The organism is Chryseobacterium lineare (genome assembly GCF_977014045.1).
In genome coordinates this window covers 3,147,739-3,169,619 of record NZ_CDRNIQ010000001.1, presented here as the reverse complement: position 1 = coordinate 3,169,619, position 21,881 = coordinate 3,147,739, and the positions used below count along the sequence as shown (strand labels likewise).

The 21,881-nt window shown below is 36.1% G+C and carries 18 protein-coding genes and 2 tRNA genes; 13 read left to right on the top strand and 7 right to left on the bottom strand.

Annotation, left to right across the window (positions count from 1 at the left end):
• Nucleotide 1: 1 nt before the first annotated feature.
• Nucleotides 2-2,530, bottom strand: a complete 2,529-nt coding sequence (locus ACWNCI_RS14125; RefSeq protein ID WP_449388788.1) for a DUF5686 family protein — start codon at nucleotides 2,528-2,530, stop codon at nucleotides 2-4.
• Nucleotides 2,531-2,884: 354 nt separating this feature from the next.
• Between ACWNCI_RS14125 and ACWNCI_RS14120 the strand changes: the two genes are divergently transcribed.
• On the top strand, nucleotides 2,885-4,123 hold the full coding sequence (locus ACWNCI_RS14120) for an AbiH family protein (protein ID WP_449388787.1): 1,239 nt from the start codon (nucleotides 2,885-2,887) through the stop codon (nucleotides 4,121-4,123).
• Between the two features lie 64 nt (nucleotides 4,124-4,187).
• On the opposite strand, the gene ACWNCI_RS14115 is transcribed toward ACWNCI_RS14120, so the two are convergent.
• The 4 genes from ACWNCI_RS14115 to ACWNCI_RS14100 all read right to left on the bottom strand — a co-directional run bounded on the left by ACWNCI_RS14115 (nucleotide 4,188) and on the right by ACWNCI_RS14100 (nucleotide 6,503).
• Nucleotides 4,188-4,261 (bottom strand) — tRNA-Asn (locus ACWNCI_RS14115).
• Nucleotides 4,262-4,456: 195 nt separating this feature from the next.
• A tRNA-Asn gene (locus ACWNCI_RS14110) sits at nucleotides 4,457-4,530 on the bottom strand.
• 77 nt (nucleotides 4,531-4,607) lie between these two features.
• Nucleotides 4,608-5,957: an RIP metalloprotease RseP gene (rseP, locus tag ACWNCI_RS14105; RefSeq protein ID WP_449388786.1), complete on the bottom strand. Its 1,350-nt coding sequence runs from the start codon at nucleotides 5,955-5,957 to the stop codon at nucleotides 4,608-4,610.
• Between the two features lie 105 nt (nucleotides 5,958-6,062).
• Nucleotides 6,063-6,503, bottom strand: coding sequence for a DUF6646 family protein (locus ACWNCI_RS14100; protein WP_449388785.1), 441 nt, complete (start codon nucleotides 6,501-6,503; stop codon nucleotides 6,063-6,065).
• A gap of 98 nt (nucleotides 6,504-6,601) precedes the next feature.
• Here ACWNCI_RS14100 and ACWNCI_RS14095 point away from each other — a divergent pair, with 98 nt between their 5' ends.
• Nucleotides 6,602-7,360 carry a nitrilase family protein gene (locus tag ACWNCI_RS14095; RefSeq protein WP_449388784.1) on the top strand — a complete coding sequence of 253 codons (759 nt, stop codon included), beginning with the start codon at nucleotides 6,602-6,604 and terminating at the stop codon, nucleotides 7,358-7,360.
• 299 nt (nucleotides 7,361-7,659) lie between these two features.
• On the opposite strand, the gene ACWNCI_RS14090 is transcribed toward ACWNCI_RS14095, so the two are convergent.
• Together ACWNCI_RS14090 and ACWNCI_RS14085 are read right to left on the bottom strand one after the other, a co-directional pair.
• A complete protein-coding gene (locus tag ACWNCI_RS14090; protein WP_449388783.1) occupies nucleotides 7,660-7,959 on the bottom strand; it encodes a thioredoxin family protein in 300 nt (99 codons plus the stop codon).
• An 11-nt stretch (nucleotides 7,960-7,970) separates the two neighbouring features.
• Nucleotides 7,971-9,380, bottom strand: coding sequence for an MBL fold metallo-hydrolase (locus ACWNCI_RS14085; protein WP_449388782.1), 1,410 nt, complete (start codon nucleotides 9,378-9,380; stop codon nucleotides 7,971-7,973).
• Nucleotides 9,381-9,640: 260 nt separating this feature from the next.
• Between ACWNCI_RS14085 and ACWNCI_RS14080 the strand changes: the two genes are divergently transcribed.
• The 11 genes from ACWNCI_RS14080 (at nucleotide 9,641) to lptE (ending at nucleotide 21,880) form a co-directional block, all read left to right on the top strand.
• Nucleotides 9,641-11,167 (top strand): helicase HerA-like domain-containing protein, encoded by a 1,527-nt coding sequence (locus ACWNCI_RS14080; RefSeq protein ID WP_449388781.1) that lies wholly within the window; start codon nucleotides 9,641-9,643, stop codon nucleotides 11,165-11,167.
• Between the two features lie 191 nt (nucleotides 11,168-11,358).
• Entirely contained in the window at nucleotides 11,359-12,582 is a 1,224-nt protein-coding gene (locus ACWNCI_RS14075) for a 3'-5' exonuclease (protein WP_449388780.1), read from the top strand.
• 27 nt (nucleotides 12,583-12,609) lie between these two features.
• Nucleotides 12,610-12,801 (top strand): DUF5808 domain-containing protein, encoded by a 192-nt coding sequence (locus ACWNCI_RS14070; protein WP_449388779.1) that lies wholly within the window; start codon nucleotides 12,610-12,612, stop codon nucleotides 12,799-12,801.
• 157 nt (nucleotides 12,802-12,958) lie between these two features.
• Nucleotides 12,959-14,158, top strand: coding sequence for a diaminopimelate decarboxylase (gene lysA / locus ACWNCI_RS14065; protein WP_346983734.1), 1,200 nt, complete (start codon nucleotides 12,959-12,961; stop codon nucleotides 14,156-14,158).
• Nucleotides 14,159-14,324: 166 nt separating this feature from the next.
• Nucleotides 14,325-16,058 carry a thiamine pyrophosphate-dependent enzyme gene (locus ACWNCI_RS14060; RefSeq protein WP_449388778.1) on the top strand — a complete coding sequence of 578 codons (1,734 nt, stop codon included), beginning with the start codon at nucleotides 14,325-14,327 and terminating at the stop codon, nucleotides 16,056-16,058.
• 243 nt (nucleotides 16,059-16,301) lie between these two features.
• Nucleotides 16,302-17,741 (top strand): tRNA (N6-isopentenyl adenosine(37)-C2)-methylthiotransferase MiaB, encoded by a 1,440-nt coding sequence (gene miaB, locus ACWNCI_RS14055; protein ID WP_449388777.1) that lies wholly within the window; start codon nucleotides 16,302-16,304, stop codon nucleotides 17,739-17,741.
• An 8-nt stretch (nucleotides 17,742-17,749) separates the two neighbouring features.
• The gene (locus ACWNCI_RS14050; RefSeq protein ID WP_449388776.1) at nucleotides 17,750-18,844 is read left to right on the top strand and encodes a PDDEXK nuclease domain-containing protein; all 1,095 of its coding nucleotides are present in this window, start codon (nucleotides 17,750-17,752) and stop codon (nucleotides 18,842-18,844) included.
• The gene (locus tag ACWNCI_RS14045; protein WP_449388775.1) at nucleotides 18,828-19,259 is read left to right on the top strand and encodes a hypothetical protein; all 432 of its coding nucleotides are present in this window, start codon (nucleotides 18,828-18,830) and stop codon (nucleotides 19,257-19,259) included. Before ACWNCI_RS14050 ends, ACWNCI_RS14045 begins: the two co-directional genes overlap by 17 nt.
• 84 nt (nucleotides 19,260-19,343) lie before the next feature.
• Nucleotides 19,344-20,636 (top strand): sigma-54 interaction domain-containing protein, encoded by a 1,293-nt coding sequence (locus ACWNCI_RS14040; protein ID WP_449388774.1) that lies wholly within the window; start codon nucleotides 19,344-19,346, stop codon nucleotides 20,634-20,636.
• Nucleotides 20,637-20,652: 16 nt separating this feature from the next.
• Nucleotides 20,653-21,342 (top strand): hypothetical protein, encoded by a 690-nt coding sequence (locus ACWNCI_RS14035; protein ID WP_449388773.1) that lies wholly within the window; start codon nucleotides 20,653-20,655, stop codon nucleotides 21,340-21,342.
• Nucleotides 21,332-21,880, top strand: coding sequence for an LPS assembly lipoprotein LptE (gene lptE / locus ACWNCI_RS14030; protein WP_449388772.1), 549 nt, complete (start codon nucleotides 21,332-21,334; stop codon nucleotides 21,878-21,880). The genes ACWNCI_RS14035 and lptE overlap by 11 nt, the downstream gene beginning before the upstream one ends.
• Nucleotide 21,881 lies beyond the last annotated feature (1 nt).

Sequence of the window (21,881 nt, the reverse complement as noted above, 5' to 3'; positions counted from 1 at the left end):
TTTAGAACCCAACCTGGAATCCTGCTTTTATTCCGAATGTGGAAATGTCAGGACGATCAAGATAATTTCCTCGCCAGTTGAAGTCGACTCTGAAAATCCTTAGATTGCCAAAACCAATATTCTCAATCCCGAATCCATATTCATAATAAATATGATCGCTTGGTGCAGAATACTTAAATCCTTCAACATTAATGCCTTGCGATGCCTTGCTCAATGTTCCGTAAGCACCTCGGATAAAGGCAATTTCTCTTAATTTTAATTTCTTAATCAAAGGGATAAAAGAAAGTATTTTGCCGTTAAAATGATGCTCAAGATGAAGCGTTGTATAAGTATCAGCAACAAATTCATAATAGTTTAATTGAGCAAACGTATTTTGGGCAAGACTGTACGACTGGTTTCCCGGAATTACATTCTGTAATGCCAAAGGAACGGTGTCAAAGTTTTTACCGGCCTCAAAGCTGATCAGTGTCTTTCCCCAACTCCCGATTAAAACAGGCTTATAGAATAGAAACTGTAGCTTATTATAATTAAAATCAGATCCGAATAATCCTTCAACGCCTCTTGTGTACTTTAAAACGATAGTTGGGGCTAATGTTCCATGCTCATAACGATCGAGTCCGGTTTGCGAGAATTTTGCGCCGGGTCTTGCGATTAAACTTAGCGTAAAGTGCGAATCGTTTGTTGTTTTTCTCAGAGCGCCATCTTTATAGTACATCAGGCTAAAGCCGTCAGGATTGGCAGATTTGATGCTTTGCATAGTGCCATCAAGTCTGATCTGAAAGTTTTTCCAAGGTTCTATTGAAGTGAAAACATTGGTTTGGTTAACGGAACTTAAAGATGCATTTTCTCCCCTCGCAAAAATCGTTGATGAAGCAAATGTTCTGGCCATAATTCCATCGTCATTAGTCAATTGTACCCCAAGTTGTAAAATGTCTCTTCTGGTTCCGGCTCCTACCGTAAAACGGTTTACCCTGTTAAACATAAATCTTGCTTCAGCGCCATATTTTACCTGCTCATCTTTGAATCCATAAGCCGTATAAAACTGTACTCTCCAAGGGTCATTTCGTGTGAAATAAGTTCTTGCACCCAACCGTATTCTGTCTCCTTCTACCTCGTTTTTCCCGTAAACAGAGAAGATAGGGCCTATATCGATGCCTAATTTTTTTACATTATAATAACCGGAACCCAACGTTTCATATAACTTTACGATTCTGTTGAATTTCGGAGTTTGCTGAAGTTTATCAAGCATATCGTAAATTCCCTGCTCGGTTTTGGATAAAGAATCGGGTCTTGCTTTAAGCCAGTAAGCGTCATCCTTGTCTACAAAACTGTCGGCGTATTCTTCTTCTTTTCTTTTGAAAATTTTGTCTTCTAAAGGTTTATTAAATTGATATTCTGAATAATCAACCGATCGTTTGGCAACAAGACTTTTTGCGGTTTTCTTTTTCGAAAACGGGGTCATTTCAATTTCCGTGACAAATTTTCTTGGTAAAAAGGTATTTTCGTCAGGATTGTCGTATTCCAGTTCGGTAGAAATTCCATTAATAAAATTAACGTTGATTTTCTGGGTAGATTTTAAAGTAGCTCCCAAAACGGCATAGCTGTCTGTGTCGATATAAAGATATCCCTGAAACGCCAGAACTTCTGTTCTTTTAGGCTGATAACGGATTTTAAAGGCATTTTCTCCCCGAATGGAGATGGTGTCCACCAAATTATAATCATACGTGCTGAAGCCCGTTTCTCCTACAGGACTCGGAAAACCAATATCAAAATAATTTAACGTATTGTCGTAAATATTAATATCCCGGTAAAGGTTTTTAGCAGTAAGTGTTACAATCTGATTATCCTGAAAGCCTGATGTTTTTTGTGCTACTAAAAGTCTTTTTGTTCTTTTAGAAGGTCTGTTTTCACCATAATTTTCGTAGACAGCCTCGTTTAGAAATACAGGAAGCCCGATTTTACCGCTAGCAGTAGAATCTTTATAATCAAAGATGAATTCAAGTTTATTGAAGATTTTCTTCTTCATGAAAGCGCTGTCCAGATTATTGGCGTCAAACTGGATTTTCTCGTACTCCTTGTAAGTATAGGTATCGAATTTATCCAGACCGTTATTTCTTTTTCTGGCCCAGACTTTCTGCATGATGGCGTAGGCAGGGTTTTCTTTTTTGTTTTTGTATTTAGGTCTTTCGTTGTGGATCACGACTTCCTGGATATTGCTTTCTTTTTCCTGGGAAAGCTTTACAAAAATATTTGTGGCATTATCAGAAGTTACATCTATACTTTCTAAAGAATAGTTTTTCCTTAAAAATTTTAATTTGTAAATAATGCTGTCGGACTGAACTGCAAAGTTCCCCGAAGTTGTTGTCAACGATGGCTTATTACTTTCATTGATAAAGATATCGACACCGGTGAGTTCTTTATTCGTTTTGGCATCTACGATTTTTCCGGATGCAGCGTTTTGAGCGCATACAAAATGTGATAAGAGGACAAAAATAAAAAGAGGATAATATCGCGAGTTGTTAATTAACATTTGTTGTTCTTCAAGCTATTGCATAAACAAAAAGTATGCAGATTTATTGTAAAAAGATTCAATTATATTTAAATTTTTAAATATCTGAATACAAAACTGCAAAGGTAGTGAAATAAGGTGGTTATTCAGAGGGTGTTATTGCTATTATTTATGAGTTAATAACCAAACTGGTATTGAAGTGTGATCGTGATGTTTAAAAATAAAAAAAGACCTACATTTCTGTAAGTCTTTTTGCTCCTCCTGCTGGGCTCGAATCAGTTACGTGTCTGATTAACAGTTAAATATTTTGAGTTTTTTTAATATGTTTTATTTACATTGAATTTTAAACAATTAACTTTGCAGAAAAACTAATACATGAACAGGCTTGTAATTATTGGTAATGGCTTTGATTTAGCTCATGGTTTACCTACATCTTATGGATCATTTTTAAATTGGATATGGAAAAATATTGGACAAATTAAAACAAATGAAATATTTAAAAGTTTGTTTTATGTTGATCATTCATATATAAAATTAGAAAGTTTTTCTAACTATCAAGAATTTTGTTCTACTATTAAATCTCAGTGTCGAAACTCCTATTATTTTTTCGAAAATTCATTCTACGGGGAAAAGACTTTTAAAATTTTCTATCAGCACCCTCTAGTTGATGAGAATGCTAATTTAATTTTTGAGTTTAAAAATAAACTATTTGAACTTATAACAATTAGAAGTGCTGAAAACTGGGTTGATATTGAACATGTCTATTATCAAGCTTTAATATCAATAGTCAAAGAAGATAATAAGTTTCCCCAATTGGGATCAATTAATCAATTGAATGCAGAATTTTTAGAAATAAAAAAACTTTTAGAAAATTACTTATTTGAGGAAGTTGATAATTGTTATCGCTTTGACAATAAATTTTCTCACTGTAAAAGTATTTTGGATTTGTTTGAATTTAAATATGCTTCTATAGATGAATTATTTCTTGAATTTCCAGCAAATTATCAAAAAGAGTTAAAAATGTTTGTTAATTCCTTTACTGGAATTAATATAATGAATAATATTTCTTTATTCGAAAATCTCTTTTTAGATTTTAATTATACACAAAATATTAATTTTTACACTAATTTGTTAAATAAAAAGAAATCAACATTGCTTGGGAGAGCTAGTCATATACAAATTCATGGAAAAATATTTGATTCTGGAAATCCAATAAATTTTGGTTTCGGAGACGAAATGGATGATCATTACAAAATTTTAGAAAATACCGGTGAAAATAAATATTTAGAAAATATTAAATCCTTTATGTATTTTAATAATTCCAATTATAGGAAGCTGCTAAATTGGATTGAAAGTAAAGATTATCAAATATTTATAATGGGACACTCTTGTGGTCTTTCTGACAGAACGTTATTGAATACCTTATTTGAACATAATAATTGTAAATCAATTAAAATTTTTTATCACCAAAAGCCAGATGGTACTGATAATTTTACAGAGTTATCTCAAAATATTTCAAGACATTTTAATAAAAAATCAATGATGCGGGAAAAAGTTGTTGACAAAAGTCTTTCTATTCCATTACCACAAACTGTACGATATGATTTAAAATAAATATAATGATTTGAATTAAATCTTAGAACAAAAAAAGACCTACATTTCTGTAAGTCTTTTTTTGCTCCTCCTGCTGGGCTCGAACCAGCGACCCTCTGATTAACAGTCAGATGCTCTAACCAACTGAGCTAAGGAGGAATTTCCTATTGTTTTAGTGGTGCAAATATAACAGGAATATTAATATCAAACAAATTTTTGTTTTAAAAATAATAAGAATTTTCCTGTAATAATGGGCGATGTAAGCTATATAATTATTTTTCAGTTAATTAAAAATGAAAATATTTTTAGTAAGATGTAAATAAAAAAGACCTACATTTCTGTAAGTCTTTTTTGCTCCTCCTGCTGGGCTCGAACCAGCGACCCTCTGATTAACAGTCAGATGCTCTAACCAACTGAGCTAAGGAGGAATGTCCTTTGTTTTAAGTGGTGCAAATATAGGACGAATATTTATACTCTGCAAATATTTTTTTAAAATTTTTATATATTACAATTTGCCTGTAAATATCTTGAAAATATCACTTCCAAAAATCAATATCATTAAGCCTAAAAGGAATACTACACCGATCATCTGGGCATTTTCAAGAACTTTTTGAGGAACAGGTTTTCCTACAATCATTTCATATAATGTGAAAATTACGTGTCCGCCATCCAATCCCGGAATAGGAATTAAATTCAGGAAAGCCAACCATACGGAAAACATCGCTGTAAAACTCCAGAATGCTGCCCAGTTGATGGAAATATCACCGTTGGCATCTTTATTTACAGGCATATTTTTAACGATAGCGATCGGTCCACCAACGTTTTTATATCCCTGGATTTTAGAATTAAACATGATCTTAAATTGCTTCACCTGCATGGTAAGTGCTTCAATAGATCTTTCAAAACCTCTTGGAATAGATTCTCCAAAAGAATATTTTTTGTCGGTTACGACATTTGCCAATGCTTTTTGGTCAACGGCAACGCCTAGTTTTCCGTTTTTATCAACCGACGCATAAACCGTTTCTGGTTTACCGTTTCTTATCACATCAATACTAATGGTCTTTCCTTTGTTTTCCAATAAAGTAGCGCTTACTTCGTCGAAGAAATTTGTTTGCTTTCCATTAACAGCAATTACTTTATCGCCTTTGGCCAAACCGGATGCTTTTGCAGAAGGACTTGCCAGAGAGTCAATAATCATCGGGAAGCGTGGCGTGATATACAGTTTTGCTTCTTTTTGCTTTAATACATCTGCCACTCCGTCTTTATTGATAGGAAAAGTAATTTCCTTGCCATTTCTTAGTACAGTTACGTTATCACCTAAAAGAATATTGATAGATGCATTTTCTAGTCTCTCCGCTGGTTTGCCGTCGATATTTACAATTTTATCTCCATTTTGGAATCCCATTTTTTTACCGGCTTCCGTTACGCCAATACCGCTGCTAAACTTATTAAGGTCTGCATAGGTTTCTCCATTGAAAAAGGAAAGACAAGAATAAATCAGCCACGCCAGGAAAAAATTTACCGTAACTCCTCCCAGCATGATGATCAGTCTCTGCCATGCCGGTTTTGCTCTGAATTCCCAAGGTTGTGCAGGCTGTTTCAACTGCTCTGTATCCATGCTTTCGTCTACCATTCCGGCAATTTTCACGTAACCTCCAAAAGGAAGCCATCCGATACCGTATTCGGTTTCACCAATTTTTTTCTTTACTAAAGAAAACCATGGATCGAAGAACAGGTAGAATTTTTCAACTTTAGTTTTGAACCATTTTGCGGGTAAGAAATGCCCAAGTTCGTGAAGAATGACCAGGATAGAAATGCTCAATATAAATTGAAACAGTTTGATTGCTATTTCCATTAATGCTTTTGTATGTTTAATTTGCAAAGGTAACAATTCTCAAAACTATGCCAAATAAAAAAGCCTCCCGAAACGAGAAGCTTTGTCATATAATGTGATGATTTATTACAAATTAATAGAAACGCCGAGACTGCCATTGTTGCCGACTTCTGCAAAAACTCCGATTCTCTCCGAGAAAAAGTATCTTGCACCGATATGAGCGCCAAGACCGAAATTTCTTCCTACAACACCGATGTCAACGCCTGGATAAATGTCAAGCTTTTCCGGGAGCTGCAATGCATCTTTTAAGTGAAAATTTAATCTTCCGAATACAAAAACACGGTTGTCGTCATCGTTGTCTTTATAATTGCTGAAATAGGCATTCAGTCCGGCGCCTACAGAGATCAGTCCGTTAAGGCCATAGTCGTATGTTCCTGTAATCCCGGTTCCGTATCCCCAGGCGCTTAAACCGGCATTGATTTTCTGGTCTCCTTTTCCTGTCCATGCCTGTGCATTGGCTGTTGCTCCTGTGAAAATAAACATCAGCACAAAAATCAATTTCTTCATAAATTATTCTTTAAGGTTGTTAAAAAAAATATCTGCAACAAAGATAGAACCGAAATCATCTGAAAATCGTATTTTTAATGAAGTTTTTAACATAGTTTATGAAAATCACAGGACTGAATTTAGATATTATCTGGAAAAGCAAAGAGCAGAATTTTCAACAGATTGAAAAAGAATTGCAGAATCAGGAAGCAGATCTTTTCCTTTTGCCCGAAATGTTTTCAACAGGTTTTTGTATGGATGCTGCGGAAGTTTCGGATAAAAATCAGGAATCTTTGGAATTTTTAAAGAAGATGGTGAAGGAGAAAAATGCAGCATTTTGCGGAAGTGCCCCTGTAGAGGAAAACGGTAAATTTTATAACAGGATGTATTTTGTTCATCCTGACTTAACTGTTGATTTCTACGATAAGCGGCATTTATTTTCTTTTTCAGGAGAAGATCAGGTGTACACACCCGGAAAGGAAAGAGTCATTGTAAATTATAAAGGGTTCAGGATTTTGCTGCAGGTTTGCTATGATCTTAGATTCCCTGTCTTTGCGAGAAATAATAATGATTATGATGTCATTTTATATCTAGCCAACTGGCCGGAGAAAAGAGTTGGAGCGTGGGAGCATCTTCTGAAGGCACGGGCTATTGAAAATTTATCGTTTGTTTTTGGCCTCAACAGGATCGGGACCGATGGAAACAATCTTTTTTATCAGGAAAGCTCACATTGTTTTTTTGCTGACGGAAAAGAAATTTCAGAAAAACAAGGAAATGTTGTTAATGCAGAATTAAATTTAGAAGAATTGAAAGATTTCAGAAATCATTTTCAGTTCCTAAATGATCGCGATTCTTTTCAATTGAATTATAAAGATTGAGGTTAAGGCTAAGGTTCAGAATAACAGGCTGTTTAAGATTTCATAACGCAAAATTTTAATTCAACTTTACCTATTACTTTTAGAAAGCAAATGCAAATAAAATTTGCTTCGCAAAGCTTGAAAACATAGCTTCATCCAATTAACTTGTTGATTCTTCTTGGCTCACTTAAATGATTAAGTGTTCAAATAAAATCTTCGCATCAAAAAAAATGAATGATGATTTGTAATATTTAATAAAATTTAAACAGGCTCTAAGATTTCTCAACCTCGATCTTAACCTTAACCTTAGCCTTACTTTATTAAGCGTATTGTTTTAAAAGTTGAGTCAACGTATTGACATCATGTACGCCGCTTTCTTTCCAGAGCATTTCTCCTTTTTTGAAGATGGCCAATGTCGGAACGCCACGCACGCCATATTGGGATGCTAATGCCGGATATTGATCAACGTCTACTTTGATGATTCTTGCGCTCTCGCCTACGTTTTCTTTTACAGTGTTGAGAACCGAAGACTGTACTTTACAAGGCTGACACCATGTTGCAAAAAAATCAATCAATACAGGTCTTTCGGATTCTATTATTTCCTGGAATTTTTGTGACATCGTTTTATTTTTTATAAGGTTTTAGATTGACAGACAAAATCCGAAGTCGGAAGTTTTCCTGTTTTTTTGATTCCGTTAAAGCCTCCTTCTATTTCTGTGAAATTCCTGATTCCGTGAGAATTAAGAATGCTTGCGGCGATCATGCTTCTGTATCCGCCTGCGCAATGCAGGAAAAAATGCTCGGAATCATCAATGGTATTGACCCAATCGCTGATTACGTCCAAAGGTTTGTTGTACGCATTATCAACATGTTCCGCAGAATATTCTGAAATTTTACGGACATCAATTACTTTTGAAGTTTCGTTAAACTGCTCAGCAAATTCTTCAGGGGATATTCTTTTAATTTCATCGGTTTCTTTTCCGTTGTTTTTCCAGGCTTCAAAACCGCCTTTCAGGTAGCCTAAAACATTGTCAAAACCAACTCTGCTCAATCTTGTAATAGTTTCTTCTTCAGTTCCTTCTTCAGTAATCAATAATAAAGGGTGTTTTACATCAACAACTAAAGCGCCAACCCATGGGGCGAAATCGCCTTTGAGCCCGATATTTACAGAATTGGGAACAAATCCTTTGTAGAATTCTCCGGGACTTCTTGTGTCTAAAATTAATGCACCGGTTTCTTCGGCATACGCTTCAAAATCTTCAACAGGAACTGCGGTAAGCCCTTTATCCATTACAGAATCAAGACTTTCATAACCGCCTTTGTTCATGGCTACATTCATCCCGAAATATTTGGGAGGAGCGGTCAGTCCGTCGAGAACTTCTCTTATAAAAGATTCTTTATCTGGCTGATTGAGCGCGTAATTTGTTCTTTTCTGGTTTCCTAAAATATCTACTGTTTCCTTCTGCATATTCTTTCCGCATGCAGAACCTGCTCCGTGCGCAGGATAAACCGTAATGTTGTCGTCAAGCGGTATAATCTTAGTCTGCAGACTGTCGTATAAAATTCCGGCAAGGTCTTCCTGGCTTAGGTTAGTGGCTTTCTGAGCAAGATCCGGTCTTCCGACGTCTCCTAAAAATAAGGTATCACCGGTAAAAATAGCTGTTTCCACGCCGTTTTCGTCAATCAGAAGATAGGTGGTGCTTTCCATGGTGTGACCGGGAGTGTGAAGTACTTTTATTTTAACTTTTCCCAACTCGAAAACCTGATTGTCTTCTGCAATAAGTGCTTCAAATTCCGGCTGTGCGGTAGGTCCGTAAACTACAGGCGCTCCTGTTTTTCTGCTCAGATCAAGATGACCTGAGACAAAATCTGCATGAAAATGGGTTTCAAAAATATACTTTAATGTTACATTGTCTTTTTCCAGGCGATCCAGATAAGGTTTTACCTCTCTCAAAGGATCAATAATTGCTGCTTCGTTTTCGGATACGATATAATAAGCGCCCTGAGCAAGACATCCGGTATATATTTGTTCAACTTTCATTATGCGGTTGTGACTATTTTAATGTTTTAAAGTACAAAAATCGTGTTTATTTTTTTAAAAAAAGCAAAATAAAAAAATCTGTATTGATAGAATAAATCTATAAAGGCCAGATATTCTCATTATCAATTTATAATACAAATAGTTCAGGATTTCGTGGTACTAAGGTAGGTATATTTGTTAAAACTTGGAATCCAAATAAAATCATAATAAAACTTACAGATTCTATATCCTAAAAATTCTATATTTATGTAAAAAATGAAATGGCAGATAAAACACAATTCATTGAAGAATTAAACAAAAAATATACGCCTAAAGGAGAACATATCATACTGGGAAAAGGAATGCTGGACGGAGAAGTCGTTCCCGAGGTGAATGTTACGATTCCTTTAAAAACCATTAACCGTCACGGGCTTATTGCCGGAGCTACAGGAACCGGAAAAACGAAAACACTGCAAGTCTTCGCAGAACAGCTTTCCCACGCCGGAATTCCATCCCTGGTGCTGGATATCAAAGGAGATTTCTCAGGAATTGCAGAAGCAGGAAAAGAAAATCCTGCTATCCAGGAACGATATGCAAAAACGCAGCTACCTTATAATCCGCAACCGTTCCCGGTAGAGCTGATGACCATTTCGGGAGAAAGAGGGGTAAAATTGAGAGCTACAGTAACGGAATTCGGTCCGGTTTTATTGAGTAAAATTTTACAATTGAATGATACACAGCAAAGTATCATGGCTATTGTTTTCAAATATTGTGATGATAAAGGATTGCCTTTAATCGATTTAAATGATCTTAAAAAAGTTCTTCAGTATGTCACGGAAAATCCTCAGGGCAAAGCAGAACTTTCTGCAGATTATGGATCGATTGCTTCCTCTTCTTTAGGAGCAATTCTGAGATCAATCGTTGCGTTGGAGCAGCAGGGCGCATCAAAATTTTTTGGAGAATTAAGCTTTGATGTTCATGATCTGCTGCAGACGAGAGACGGAAAAGGAGTTGTTAATGTTTTAAGAGTGGCTGATATTCAAAGTAAGCCGCAACTGTTTTCAACATTTATGCTTTCGCTTTTTGCGGAAATTTATATGACTTTCCCCGAAGAAGGTGACAGCGGTAAGCCGAAACTCGTTCTGTTTATTGATGAAGCGCATCTGATCTTTGATGAATCTTCAAAAGCATTGGTTTCTCAGATCGAAACAATGGTAAAACTCATCCGTTCAAAAGGAGTCGGAATTTACTTTATTACCCAAATTCCGGGAGATGTTCCCGAGGCTGTTCTTTCTCAGCTAGGATTAAAAATTCAGCACGCGCTGAGAGGGTTTACGGCAAAAGATAAAAAAGAAATTTCAAAAGCCGTGGAGAATTATCCGACCACGGAATTTTATGATGCTCCGACTTTAATTCAGAATCTGGGAATCGGAGAAGCTTTTGTAACTGCTTTGGACGAAAAAGGAATTCCTACACCGTTGGTGCATACATTCTTAATTTCTCCCGAATCCAGAATGGATGTTCTCAATGATGCAGAGATTTCGGAACTGACGGACAAATCTGCTTTAGTGGCTAAATATGAGAAGATTATTGATAATGAATCTGCGTACGAAATTTTAGTACAAAGAATGGAAAAGGCGACGGAACGGGCATCACCCAATCAAAAAACAAAACAGGTAAAGGAAGAGCCCGGAATGTTTGAAAAAGTTCTTCAGAGTAAAGCTGGGCGTACATTTACAAGCACGCTGATGCGGGAAGGCGCAAAAGCAATATTAGGAATGCTTGGTCTTGGCGGCAGAAAAAGATAATTCGGATTATTGATTTGTAAAGCATAAACATATTATAGACAGATTCAAACTGAATTTGTTATGATTGATATAATTTTTCCTAATTTAGCAGGGTTGTCCGGACAAAATCGCTGGCGTTATGGCATCGGTTATGAAGTCTGTACATCTATTATTTAAAGATTAATATAAAAGATAAAGTTGTATAAAATTTAATGTATTCAATTATTGATATAGAAAGCAATGGTGCAGGTTACAGAAAAGAATGCATTATAGATATTGCTATTTACAGGTATGATGGGCAGAAAATCACTGACCAGTTCATTTCGCTTGTAAATCCGGAAAGTGATATTACCCCTTTTGTTCAGAAACTCACGAACATTACCCCGAAAATGGTGGCAACGGCGCCGAAATTTCATGAAATTGCACGCAGAATTATAGAAATCACAGCCAACAGCACTTTGGTGGGGCACAATATCGATTTCGATTACAGAATGCTTCGTCAGTCTTTTCAACGACTCGGGTATGATTTTAAAATCAATACATTAGATACAATTCCTCTCGCTAAAAAATTGATTCCGGATGAGGTAAGCTATTCGTTAGGAAAACTTGTTAAATCTTTAGGTATTCCTCTCACCAATCATCACCGCGCAGACGGAGATGCACGTGCTACGTTGGAGTTATTTAAACTTTTAATTTCAAAAGATACTGAAAACGAGATCATTCAGAAACAGCACGAAGAGACTAACGCAAAAACTTATATCAACAAGATCAAAGAGCTGACGCAGGATATTCCGAATGAAAAAGGATTTGTTTATTTTCAGGATGAGGAAGGCCGGATTATCTTTTCCGATCATGTGCAGGATATTAATAAATTCTCGAAAAAAGTTTTCAATTCGAAATCTAAAAAATGGGAAAATATTCAGAAAGATGTCACACAGATCAATTATGAGCTTACCGGAACGGATATTATTGCCAAGCTGATCCTGAATTCAAAAGGAATCAGAAAAAAAGAAACATTGCCTTTCGGCCTTTATCACAGACACAACAAATATCTTGTAGAAAAGAATAAGCTGAATAAAACCGAAAAACCCATCCTGAAATTCAGATCCTTTACACAGGGGGCAAAAGCGGTTGAGTTCATCGGAAAAATAGAAGAATATGCTGATGTTGAGTTTTTTAAAAAGAAAATCGACTGCAAGAAGCGAAATGAACTTTGGCTCGGGCAGGGCCGTAAACTCGGAGAAAAACTCTTTCTTATTATTGAAAACGGAAAAGTCGTTTCTTATGGATTTTATGAGCTCTTCACTCAGATTCAGACGTTAAGCAAAATTTCTAAACTAAAGATTAATTTACAATATCAGTCTGCCGATCTGATCAACGATCTTCAGCTGGCTCTGCTCCGCGGTGATTTTGAGACTTTGCCGCTTCCGAAATAAAAAGAATCATTTTAAATAAATACAATCATGAATAATCGTGATGAAAATTCCTTCTGGAAACTTGGCGTGTTCTATTACAATAAACAGGACAAGCGTTTATTCCCTCCCAAAAGAACGGGTTTAGGCTGGACGGTTAATTTTGCCAATCCCCTTTCTATCGCTCTGTTTTTATTGATTTTAATGGTAATTATTTTTATACCAAAACTTTTTCTTAGGTAATAAAAAAAACCTTTTTATTATCTTTTTAAAGATTTTTATTCTTTAAGATAAAAAACAAAAGAATAATATTCTATGTATTTGATTTTAAATGATAAAGAATTTCTTATTACCTTTGTGGTTTCTTAATAACATAAAAGAAGTTTTTACTTAATTAATTATGAATCCGAAAGAATTACTAAAGATTGCCAATGAATTTGGCACGCCGGTGTATGTTTACGATGCTGAATCCATCAAAACTCAATATGAAAAACTTACATCATCTTTTCTTAAACACACAAAGTTCTTCTATGCTGCGAAGGCGTTGACAAACATCAACATCCTGAAGTATGTCAAGAACCTGGGTGCTTCTTTGGATTGCGTGTCAATTAATGAAGTTAAGCTGGGGCTTAAAGCAGGATTCCCGAAAGAAAAAATATTATTCACGCCGAATTGTGTTGATCTTGCCGAAATTGAAGAGGCGATGAGCTTCGGAGTACACATTAATATTGATAATATTTCTATTCTTGAGCAGTTCGGAAATAAATATGGAAATACTTATCCTATTTTAGTAAGAATCAATCCGCATATTTTCGCAGGAGGAAACTATAAAATTTCAACAGGGCATATCGACAGCAAATTCGGGATTTCCATTCATCAGGTTCGCCATATTGAAAGAGTGATGAAATCTACCAACCTTAATGTTGAAGGGCTTCACATGCATACGGGAAGCGAGATCAAAGATCCGGATGTATTCCTGCAGGCGTTGGATATCATGCTGGAACTGTCGGAACATTTTCCGAATTTAAAATATCTTGACATGGGAAGTGGCTTTAAAATTCCTTACCAGGATACTGAAGAAGAAACGGATGTAAAAACATTAGGACAGAAAGTAGAAAAAGTGATTTCCGAATTTTCAAAATCTACCGGGAAAAAGTTTGAATTATGGTTTGAACCGGGGAAATTCCTTGTAGGAAAAAGCGGATATTTATTGGTTAAGGCTAATGTAATCAAACAGACAACGGCAACCGTTTTTGTTGGCGTAAATTCAGGATTTAATCACCTGATCCGTCCGATGTTCTACGATTCCTATCATGTTATCGAAAATTTATCGAATCCGAAAGGAGCAGAGAGGATTTATACTGTAGTCGGAAATATTTGTGAGACAGATACTTTCGCCTGGGACAGAAAGCTGAACGAAGTGAGAGAAGGTGATATTTTGGCATTTCATAACGCAGGAGCGTATGGTTTTGAGATGAGTTCAAATTTTAATTCAAGATTAAAACCCGCTGAAGTTCTTTTCCTCAACGGAAAAGCGCACCTTATCAGAAAAAGAGATGAATTTGAAGACCTTTTGAGAAATCAGATTGAAATAATTTAAAACATAGGCTCCACAGAAAATTGTGGAGTTTTTTATTTAAAATTAATAAGCCCTTTACTTCGGATTCCGATAATTCTTACATTTGTTAATGGCATAATCTTTACAGAGATAAGCTGTTGATCCATTCCAGTTCATTCATAAAATAAACATCAAAAAAATATTAATTATGGCTAAAAACATAGCAGAGCAAATAGTAGAAATGCTCGAAAATGCAAATGTGAAAAGAATCTACGCAGTTACCGGCGACAGCCTTAATCACCTGAATATTGCCGTTAAAAAAAGCAGTATCGAATGGATCCACGTAAGACACGAAGAAGCAGGAGCTTATGCGGCCGCTGCAGAAGCCGAGCTGGATGGTTTTGCGGTGTGTGCCGGAAGTTGTGGTCCGGGTCACGTTCATTTAATTAATGGAGTTTACGAAGCGCATCGTTCTCATGTTCCAATGTTGGTGATTGCTTCTACCATTCCGAGCGAAGAAATGGGAATGGATTATTTTCAGGAAACGAATACCATCAAGCTTTTTGACGATTGCAGTTACTACAATCAGATGATTACAAGGCCGGAACAGGTACAAAGAACCGTTCAGACCGCAATTCAGCATGCGATTTCCAAAAAAGGCGTTGCCGTAATCGGACTTCCGGGTGATGTTTCAGAACTGGATGCGGAAGAGGCGGTGACTTCCAATAAAATTTTCAAAACCAATCCTGTTATTCGCCCATCTGATGAAGAGCTGAGTCAATTGGCCGGTTTAATTAATGAAAGCAAAAAAGTAACAATCTATTGCGGAATAGGAGCAGAAAATGCTAATACAGAAGTGGTAGAATTATCTAAATATTTAAAAGCTCCTGTAGGATATTCTTTCCGTGGAAAAATGGCCATTCAGCCGAATAATCCTAATGAAGTAGGTCTTACGGGTCTTTTAGGTCTTCCTTCCGCATATCATGCGATGCATGAGGCGGATCTTTTAATTATGCTGGGAACAGACTTTCCCTATGAGAAATTTATGCCTGTAAAAAATAAGATTGTTCAGATTGATGAAAATCCTGAGAGATTGGGACGAAGAGCCAAGCTTGAACTTGGGCTGGCAGGAGATGTGAAAGAAACGATCAAAGCTTTATTGCCTTTATTAAAAGAAAAAATAGATACAAATTTCCTGAAGCAACAGCTGGAATTCTATGAAAAGGTTAAAGAAAATCAATTAATGTATGTAAAAGATCCTGGGAAAGAAGATGCTATTCAGCCTGAATTTGTTGCTTATACTTTGGATAAATTGGCAAAAAAAGATGCCGTTTTTACGGTAGATACGGGAATGTGCTGCGTCTGGGGTGCAAGATATATTACTGGAACAGGCGAAAGAAAAATGCTGGGATCCTTCAATCATGGTTCTATGGCGAACGCAATGCCAATGGCTATTGGTGCTTCTCTGGCATATCCGGGAAGACAGGTAATCGCAATGTGCGGTGACGGAGGTCTATCGATGCTTTTGGGAGATATGGCAACAATATTTCAGTATAAACTTCCTGTAAAGATTATCGTTTTCAACAACAGATCGTTAGGAATGGTAAAACTCGAGATGGAAGTCGGAGGAATGCCGGATAATGAAACCGATATGATCAATCCCGATTTTGCAATGATTGCTCACGCGATGGGATATCCTGGTAAAAATGTTCATAAACCTGAAGAAGCAGAATCTGCGATTAAAGAATGTCTTGATTATAATGGCCCTTATCTGCTGAATATTTTTACCAATCCCAATGCGTTGGCCTTGCCTCCGAAAATTGAATTTGACCAGGTGCTGGGAATGACCAAATCCATGGCTCAACTAATGCTTGGCGGAAAAATGGAAGAGGCCCTGGATACGGTGAAAAGTAATTTTAAGCATATTAAAGATATATTGTAATTTCAATCGATATTTAATTGTAATGCACTAAAGTTTTTGATTTTTTGAAAACTAATTGTTATAATTGGGAGTTCTAAGTTTTGGATCTCCCATTTCTATGAAAATGCTTTATTTAATTAAATTACTGCTCTGACATTCTGTCACAATATTTTGTATCTTTGCAAATTAATTCAGAAGTTTAAAGTTTAAAAATTTAATGTCGAAAACTTTGAACTTTAAATATAGAACATTAAACAGATTATCGTGCAGGAAAAATATATAGACGAAACAAAACAGGGAGAGGCTTTTGCGATTGCAGAAAAAGATGGAAACTCAAAGAAATTGTTTCTGGAAAGTTATGGTTGTCAGATGAATTTCTCTGACTCTGAAATTGTTGCATCTATTCTTAATGAACAGGGCTACAATACTACGCTTAAAGTTGAAGAAGCGGATCTCATTCTCCTTAATACATGCTCTATCCGTGAAAAAGCTGAGCAGACCGTGAGAATGCGTCTTTCCCAATTTAAAAATCTGAAGAAAGAAAAACCCAATATGACCGTTGGTGTTCTTGGCTGCATGGCGGAAAGGCTGAAAACAAAATTCCTGGAAGAAGAACAATTGGTTGATCTGGTTGTTGGCCCCGATGCTTACAGGGATTTACCCAATCTTTTAAAAGAAACTGAAGACGGAAGAGATGCCATTAATGTCATTCTTTCAAGAGAAGAAACGTATGCAGATATCAATCCTGTTCGTCTGGGCGGAAACGGTGTTACTGCTTTCGTTACCATCACCAGAGGTTGCGATAATATGTGTACCTTCTGTGTGGTTCCTTTTACGAGAGGAAGAGAAAGAAGCCGTGACCCGCATTCAATTTTGGATGAGTGTAAAAGCCTTTGGGAAAGCGGTTATAAAGAAATAACTCTTTTGGGACAGAATGTAGACTCATATCTTTGGTATGGAGGCGGACCTAAGAAAGATTTTGCTAAAGCATCTGAAATGCAGAAGGCAACCGCCGTTAATTTTGCACAATTACTTGATTTAGTGGCTAAAACAGTGCCTCAGATGCGAATAAGATTCTCGACTTCTAATCCTCAGGATATGAGTCTGGATGTATTCAGGATGATGGCAAAACACGATAATATCTGCAAATATGTTCATTTGCCGGTTCAGAGCGGAAGCAACAATATGCTTGAAGCGATGAACAGACAGCATACCCGCGAAGAATATTTAGATCTCATTAAAAAAGCGAAAGAAATTGTTCCTGAAGTAGCATTTTCTCAAGATATGATCGTTGGTTTCTGCAATGAAACTGAAGAAGATCACCAGGATACATTAAGTCTGATGAGAGAAGTGGAGTATGACTACGGTTATATGTTTGCCTACTCAGAAAGACCCGGAACTCCTGCTCATAAAAAAATGGAAGATAACATTCCTGCTGATGTTAAACAAAGACGTCTGGCTGAGGTAATTGCTTTGCAGGGGGAATTATCCAGAGAAAGAATGAAGTCTTATGTAGGAAGAGTTCACCAGGTTTTGATCGAAGGAACTTCCAAAAAGAACGAAAATCAGTGGAAAGGAAGAAATTCCCAGAATGCCGTTTGTGTTTTTGATAAACTCGAAGGGCAGAAAATTGGTGACATTGTGGACGTTTTTGTATTCGATAATACGCAAGGCACACTTTTAGGGGAAACTGTTTCAAAATAAACGATAACGTGGATTTAACGAATGAACAGCTTATAAAGAATATTTCTGCATTGCTTGAAAATGCCAGGAATAAAGTTGTGATTGCTGTTAATCAAACCATTGTTTTTACTTATTACGAAATCGGAAGAATGATTGTAGAAGATGAGCAAAAGGGTGAAAGCAGGGCGGAATACGGCAAGGCTGCTCTTAAAGATTTATCTTTACATCTTACAGAAAAATTTGGTAAGGGATTTTCTGTTTCAAACCTTAAACAAATTAGACAATTTTATATTGTTTACTCAAAAAGACAAACACCGTCTGTCTTTTTACAAGCTTCTGATAAACAGAGTGAAAAAGGACAAACACTATCTGACGATCTGCAAAGTAGGCAAATTCAGCAGGCGGTGCCTGCGAAATTCAATCTCTCATGGTCGCATTATCTTAAATTGATGAGGATCAAGGATAGTAATGAAAGAAAATTCTACGAAATTGAAAGCGATAAAAATAACTGGAGCTTACGCGAACTGCAAAGACAATATGATTCTGCTTTATACACGAGGCTTTCTTTAAGTAAAAATAAAGAAGAAATTCTTCAGCTTGCAGAAAAAGGACATATTATAGAAAAGCCGAAAGATCTCATCAAGGATCCTTATGTGCTGGAATTTTTAGGATTGTCTGAAAAACCAAATTACTCTGAAAATGATCTGGAATCTGAATTAATTGATAAATTAGAACATTTTCTTTTAGAGCTAGGCAACGGTTTTACATTTGTCGGACGACAGCAGAGAATTACTTTTGAAGAGAAACATTTTTATATAGATTTGGTTTTTTATAACAGGATCCTGAGATGCTTTGTGTTGATTGATTTAAAAATTGGTGAGTTGAAGCATCAGGATATCGGACAGATGCAGATGTATGTGAATTATTTTGACAGAGAAAAGCTTCTGGAAGGAGAAAATAAGACAATAGGAATTATTCTTTGTCAGGACAAAAGTGAAGCGTTGGTTCAATACACTTTGCCGGAAGACAACGAACAAATTTTTGCGAGTAAATATTTTACAGTATTGCCGAGTAAACAAGATTTTATTAACATTTTAAACTCAGACAATGGAAAAACTTCATAAATATTGCCTAAGTGTATTGTTGGTAATAATCTGCAGCAATATTTCGGGGCAGGCCACCAATGGTTCTTTCAAAAATAATGATGACTGTCAACAATTATACAGACTTTACAATCAGATTTTAAATCAGAATCACGAAGTTTCAGGTGGATTTTGCGTTAATAAACGATCTATCCGAAATTTTGCAATCGGTTATAAAGAAAAAGCCGCTGACCTGATTGGAAGAGGTTTTCCTAGTCAGAATCAAAATTCGTTTTTCAAAAGCAAATTCGGGACAGATTTTGGTAATAACCAAAAACATAAGCTATTCCTTTACAATTACGAAAAAAGCAGTAAAGACAATCTCTTTGCCGGGATTTTATATTTTAAAACTAAAGTTTCAAAAGTCAGAAATAAAGATTATTTAGATATAATTTGATTTAAATATAAGTTCAAAATCATTTTAACTATCAATCAAATTTTACAGAAAAATAACAACTGTGAATAAAATAATCTAATATTTATGAGTAACGAGCTACAAAACATAAAAAACCGCTTTGGAATTATCGGGAATTTTCCGGCCCTAAACCGAGCTTTAGAAAAAGCCATTCAGGTGGCTCCAACAGATATTTCCGTCCTTGTAATTGGTGAAAGTGGTGTCGGGAAAGAATTTATCCCTAAAATTATCCATTCGGAGTCTAAAAGAAAACATCAGCCTTATATCGTCGTAAACTGCGGAGCTATTCCGGAAGGAACCATTGATTCTGAATTGTTCGGACACGAAAAAGGTGCATTTACAGGTGCTACTGCAACCCGAAAAGGATATTTTGAAGTAGCAGACGGCGGAACAATTTTCCTGGATGAGGTAGGAGAATTACCTCTGCAGACACAGGTGCGCCTTTTGAGAGTGTTGGAAAGTGGCGAATTCATGAAAGTGGGGTCTTCTCAGGTTCAGAAAACAAATGTAAGAATTGTTGCGGCTACCAATGTGAATATGATGAAGGCTATTCAGGACGGAAGATTCCGCGAAGATTTGTTTTATCGTCTGAATACCGTTCAAATCGATATGCCGCCTTTAAGAGAAAGAAAAGGAGATATTCATCTGTTATTCAGGAAATTTGCTATTGATTTTGCTGAAAAATACAGAATGCCGGAATTGGAGCTGGAGCCGGGAGCAGTTCATTACGTAGAAAATTATACCTTTCCGGGAAATGTTCGCCAACTGAGAAATCTGGTTGAGCAAATGACCGTAGTTGAAAGAGACAGAAAGGTTACCGTAGAAAAATTGACAGAGTATATTCCGATGGAATCACACCTTCCGATGGTTGTGAATACTCCTAATAATCAGAAACAAAACGATTTCGGCAGTGAAAGAGAGATCATGTATAAGATTCTCTTTGATATGAGAAACGATATTAATGATTTAAAATCCTTAACTTCGGAATTGATAAAGAACCGCGATAATTCTGATCTCAGCAATCATGAAAAAAATCTGATTAACAGGATTTATACTCCTGAAAATCAACAGAATGTTGCTCCGAATTCTTTATTATTTTTTGAAAATAAAAATAATGATGTTCCGGTTATCCAGAATCCTACGATCATTTCAGGACAGGACGACAGCTATGAAGATATTGAAGATATTGAGATCGAGGAAAACAAACCGGAATCTTTATCCCTTCAGAATAATGAAAAAGATTTGATAATCAAAGCTTTGGAGAAGCATAAAGGGAGGAGGAATAAAGCTGCGGACGAGCTGGGGATTTCACAAAGAACATTGTACAGAAAAATAAAACAATATAATTTAGAAGAATAAAATTAAAAATTAAATCATGATAAAAATTAATGCGAAACCGGTTGACTTTAAACTTGGTGAGTACATCAGCAATGGCTTTGAATTTCTAAAAAACAATTTCGGAAATATTTTGGGAGCGTTTTTATTGTGTATTCTGATGTGTATTATTCCCTTCTGCGGATTATTGGCAGTCGGTAATTTCTACAGATACTGCAGAGACCTGAAAGCCGGGAAGCCTGTAAGTGCAGGAGATATTTTTAATTTCGACAACTTTACGCCGTATTTTATCATGCAGTTAATTTTAGTCGGAGCAATTTTGCTTATCTATATTCCGATGCTTTTCATGTTACCTATGATGGCAGACAGAGATCCTTCTGCGGGGCCGCCATTACTTTTTATGGTTTATGCTTTTGTGATCTATATTGCCATTTTAATAGTTTCTTTGAAAGCATTTTATATGCCGGCATTAATTTCTTTGGGAGGAGTAACAGACGTAAAAACAGCCTGGAATATGTCTGTTACAATGGGAAAAGGCAATCTGCTGTCTATCTTTTTATATTCTCTTGTCGTGGGAATTTTAGGACAGCTAGGAGTTATAGCTTGTTTCATCGGTCTTATTTTTACATTACCATTGGTATATGTGTGCAATTATTTTGCGTTTGAAGATGCAATGAAGCAGGTTACTTATGATGAAATTCAGGAAATTGGAATTAAAAATGAATTTTAAAATTAAAAATATCAAAGTTAAACAACCAGGTTTCTGGTTTTTATTGCTGTGTGTAGGAATTCTGAATTCCTGCTACAGTTTCACGGGATCATCTCTTACTGATGAAAAGACGATTCAGATCAACGAATTCCCGAATAATGCTCCTTTGGTGAATCCGACACTTTCGCAGCAGTTTTCAACCGATATTCAGAACCGGTTTTTACAGAGAACGACTTTAAAAGGAACGAAAGAAAGTCCTGATATTCTGGTAGAAGGAGAGATTACGGATTATTCCATTACCCCTACGACAATCAGCTCAACTACAGTGGCTACAACTACAGGAGGAACTGTGCAGGAATCTCAGAATAAGCTGACGATCACCGTAAAAGTGCATTATGAAAACAAAATTCACCCGGACGTAAGTTTCGACAGAACGTATTCTGATGAAGCGGTTTTTAACAGTAATTTGTCACAGTCAGAAATCGAAAGCTCTCAGGTGAAAATTGCGACCGACAGGATTATTAATAAGATATTTAACGACATTGTAGCGAACTGGTAAG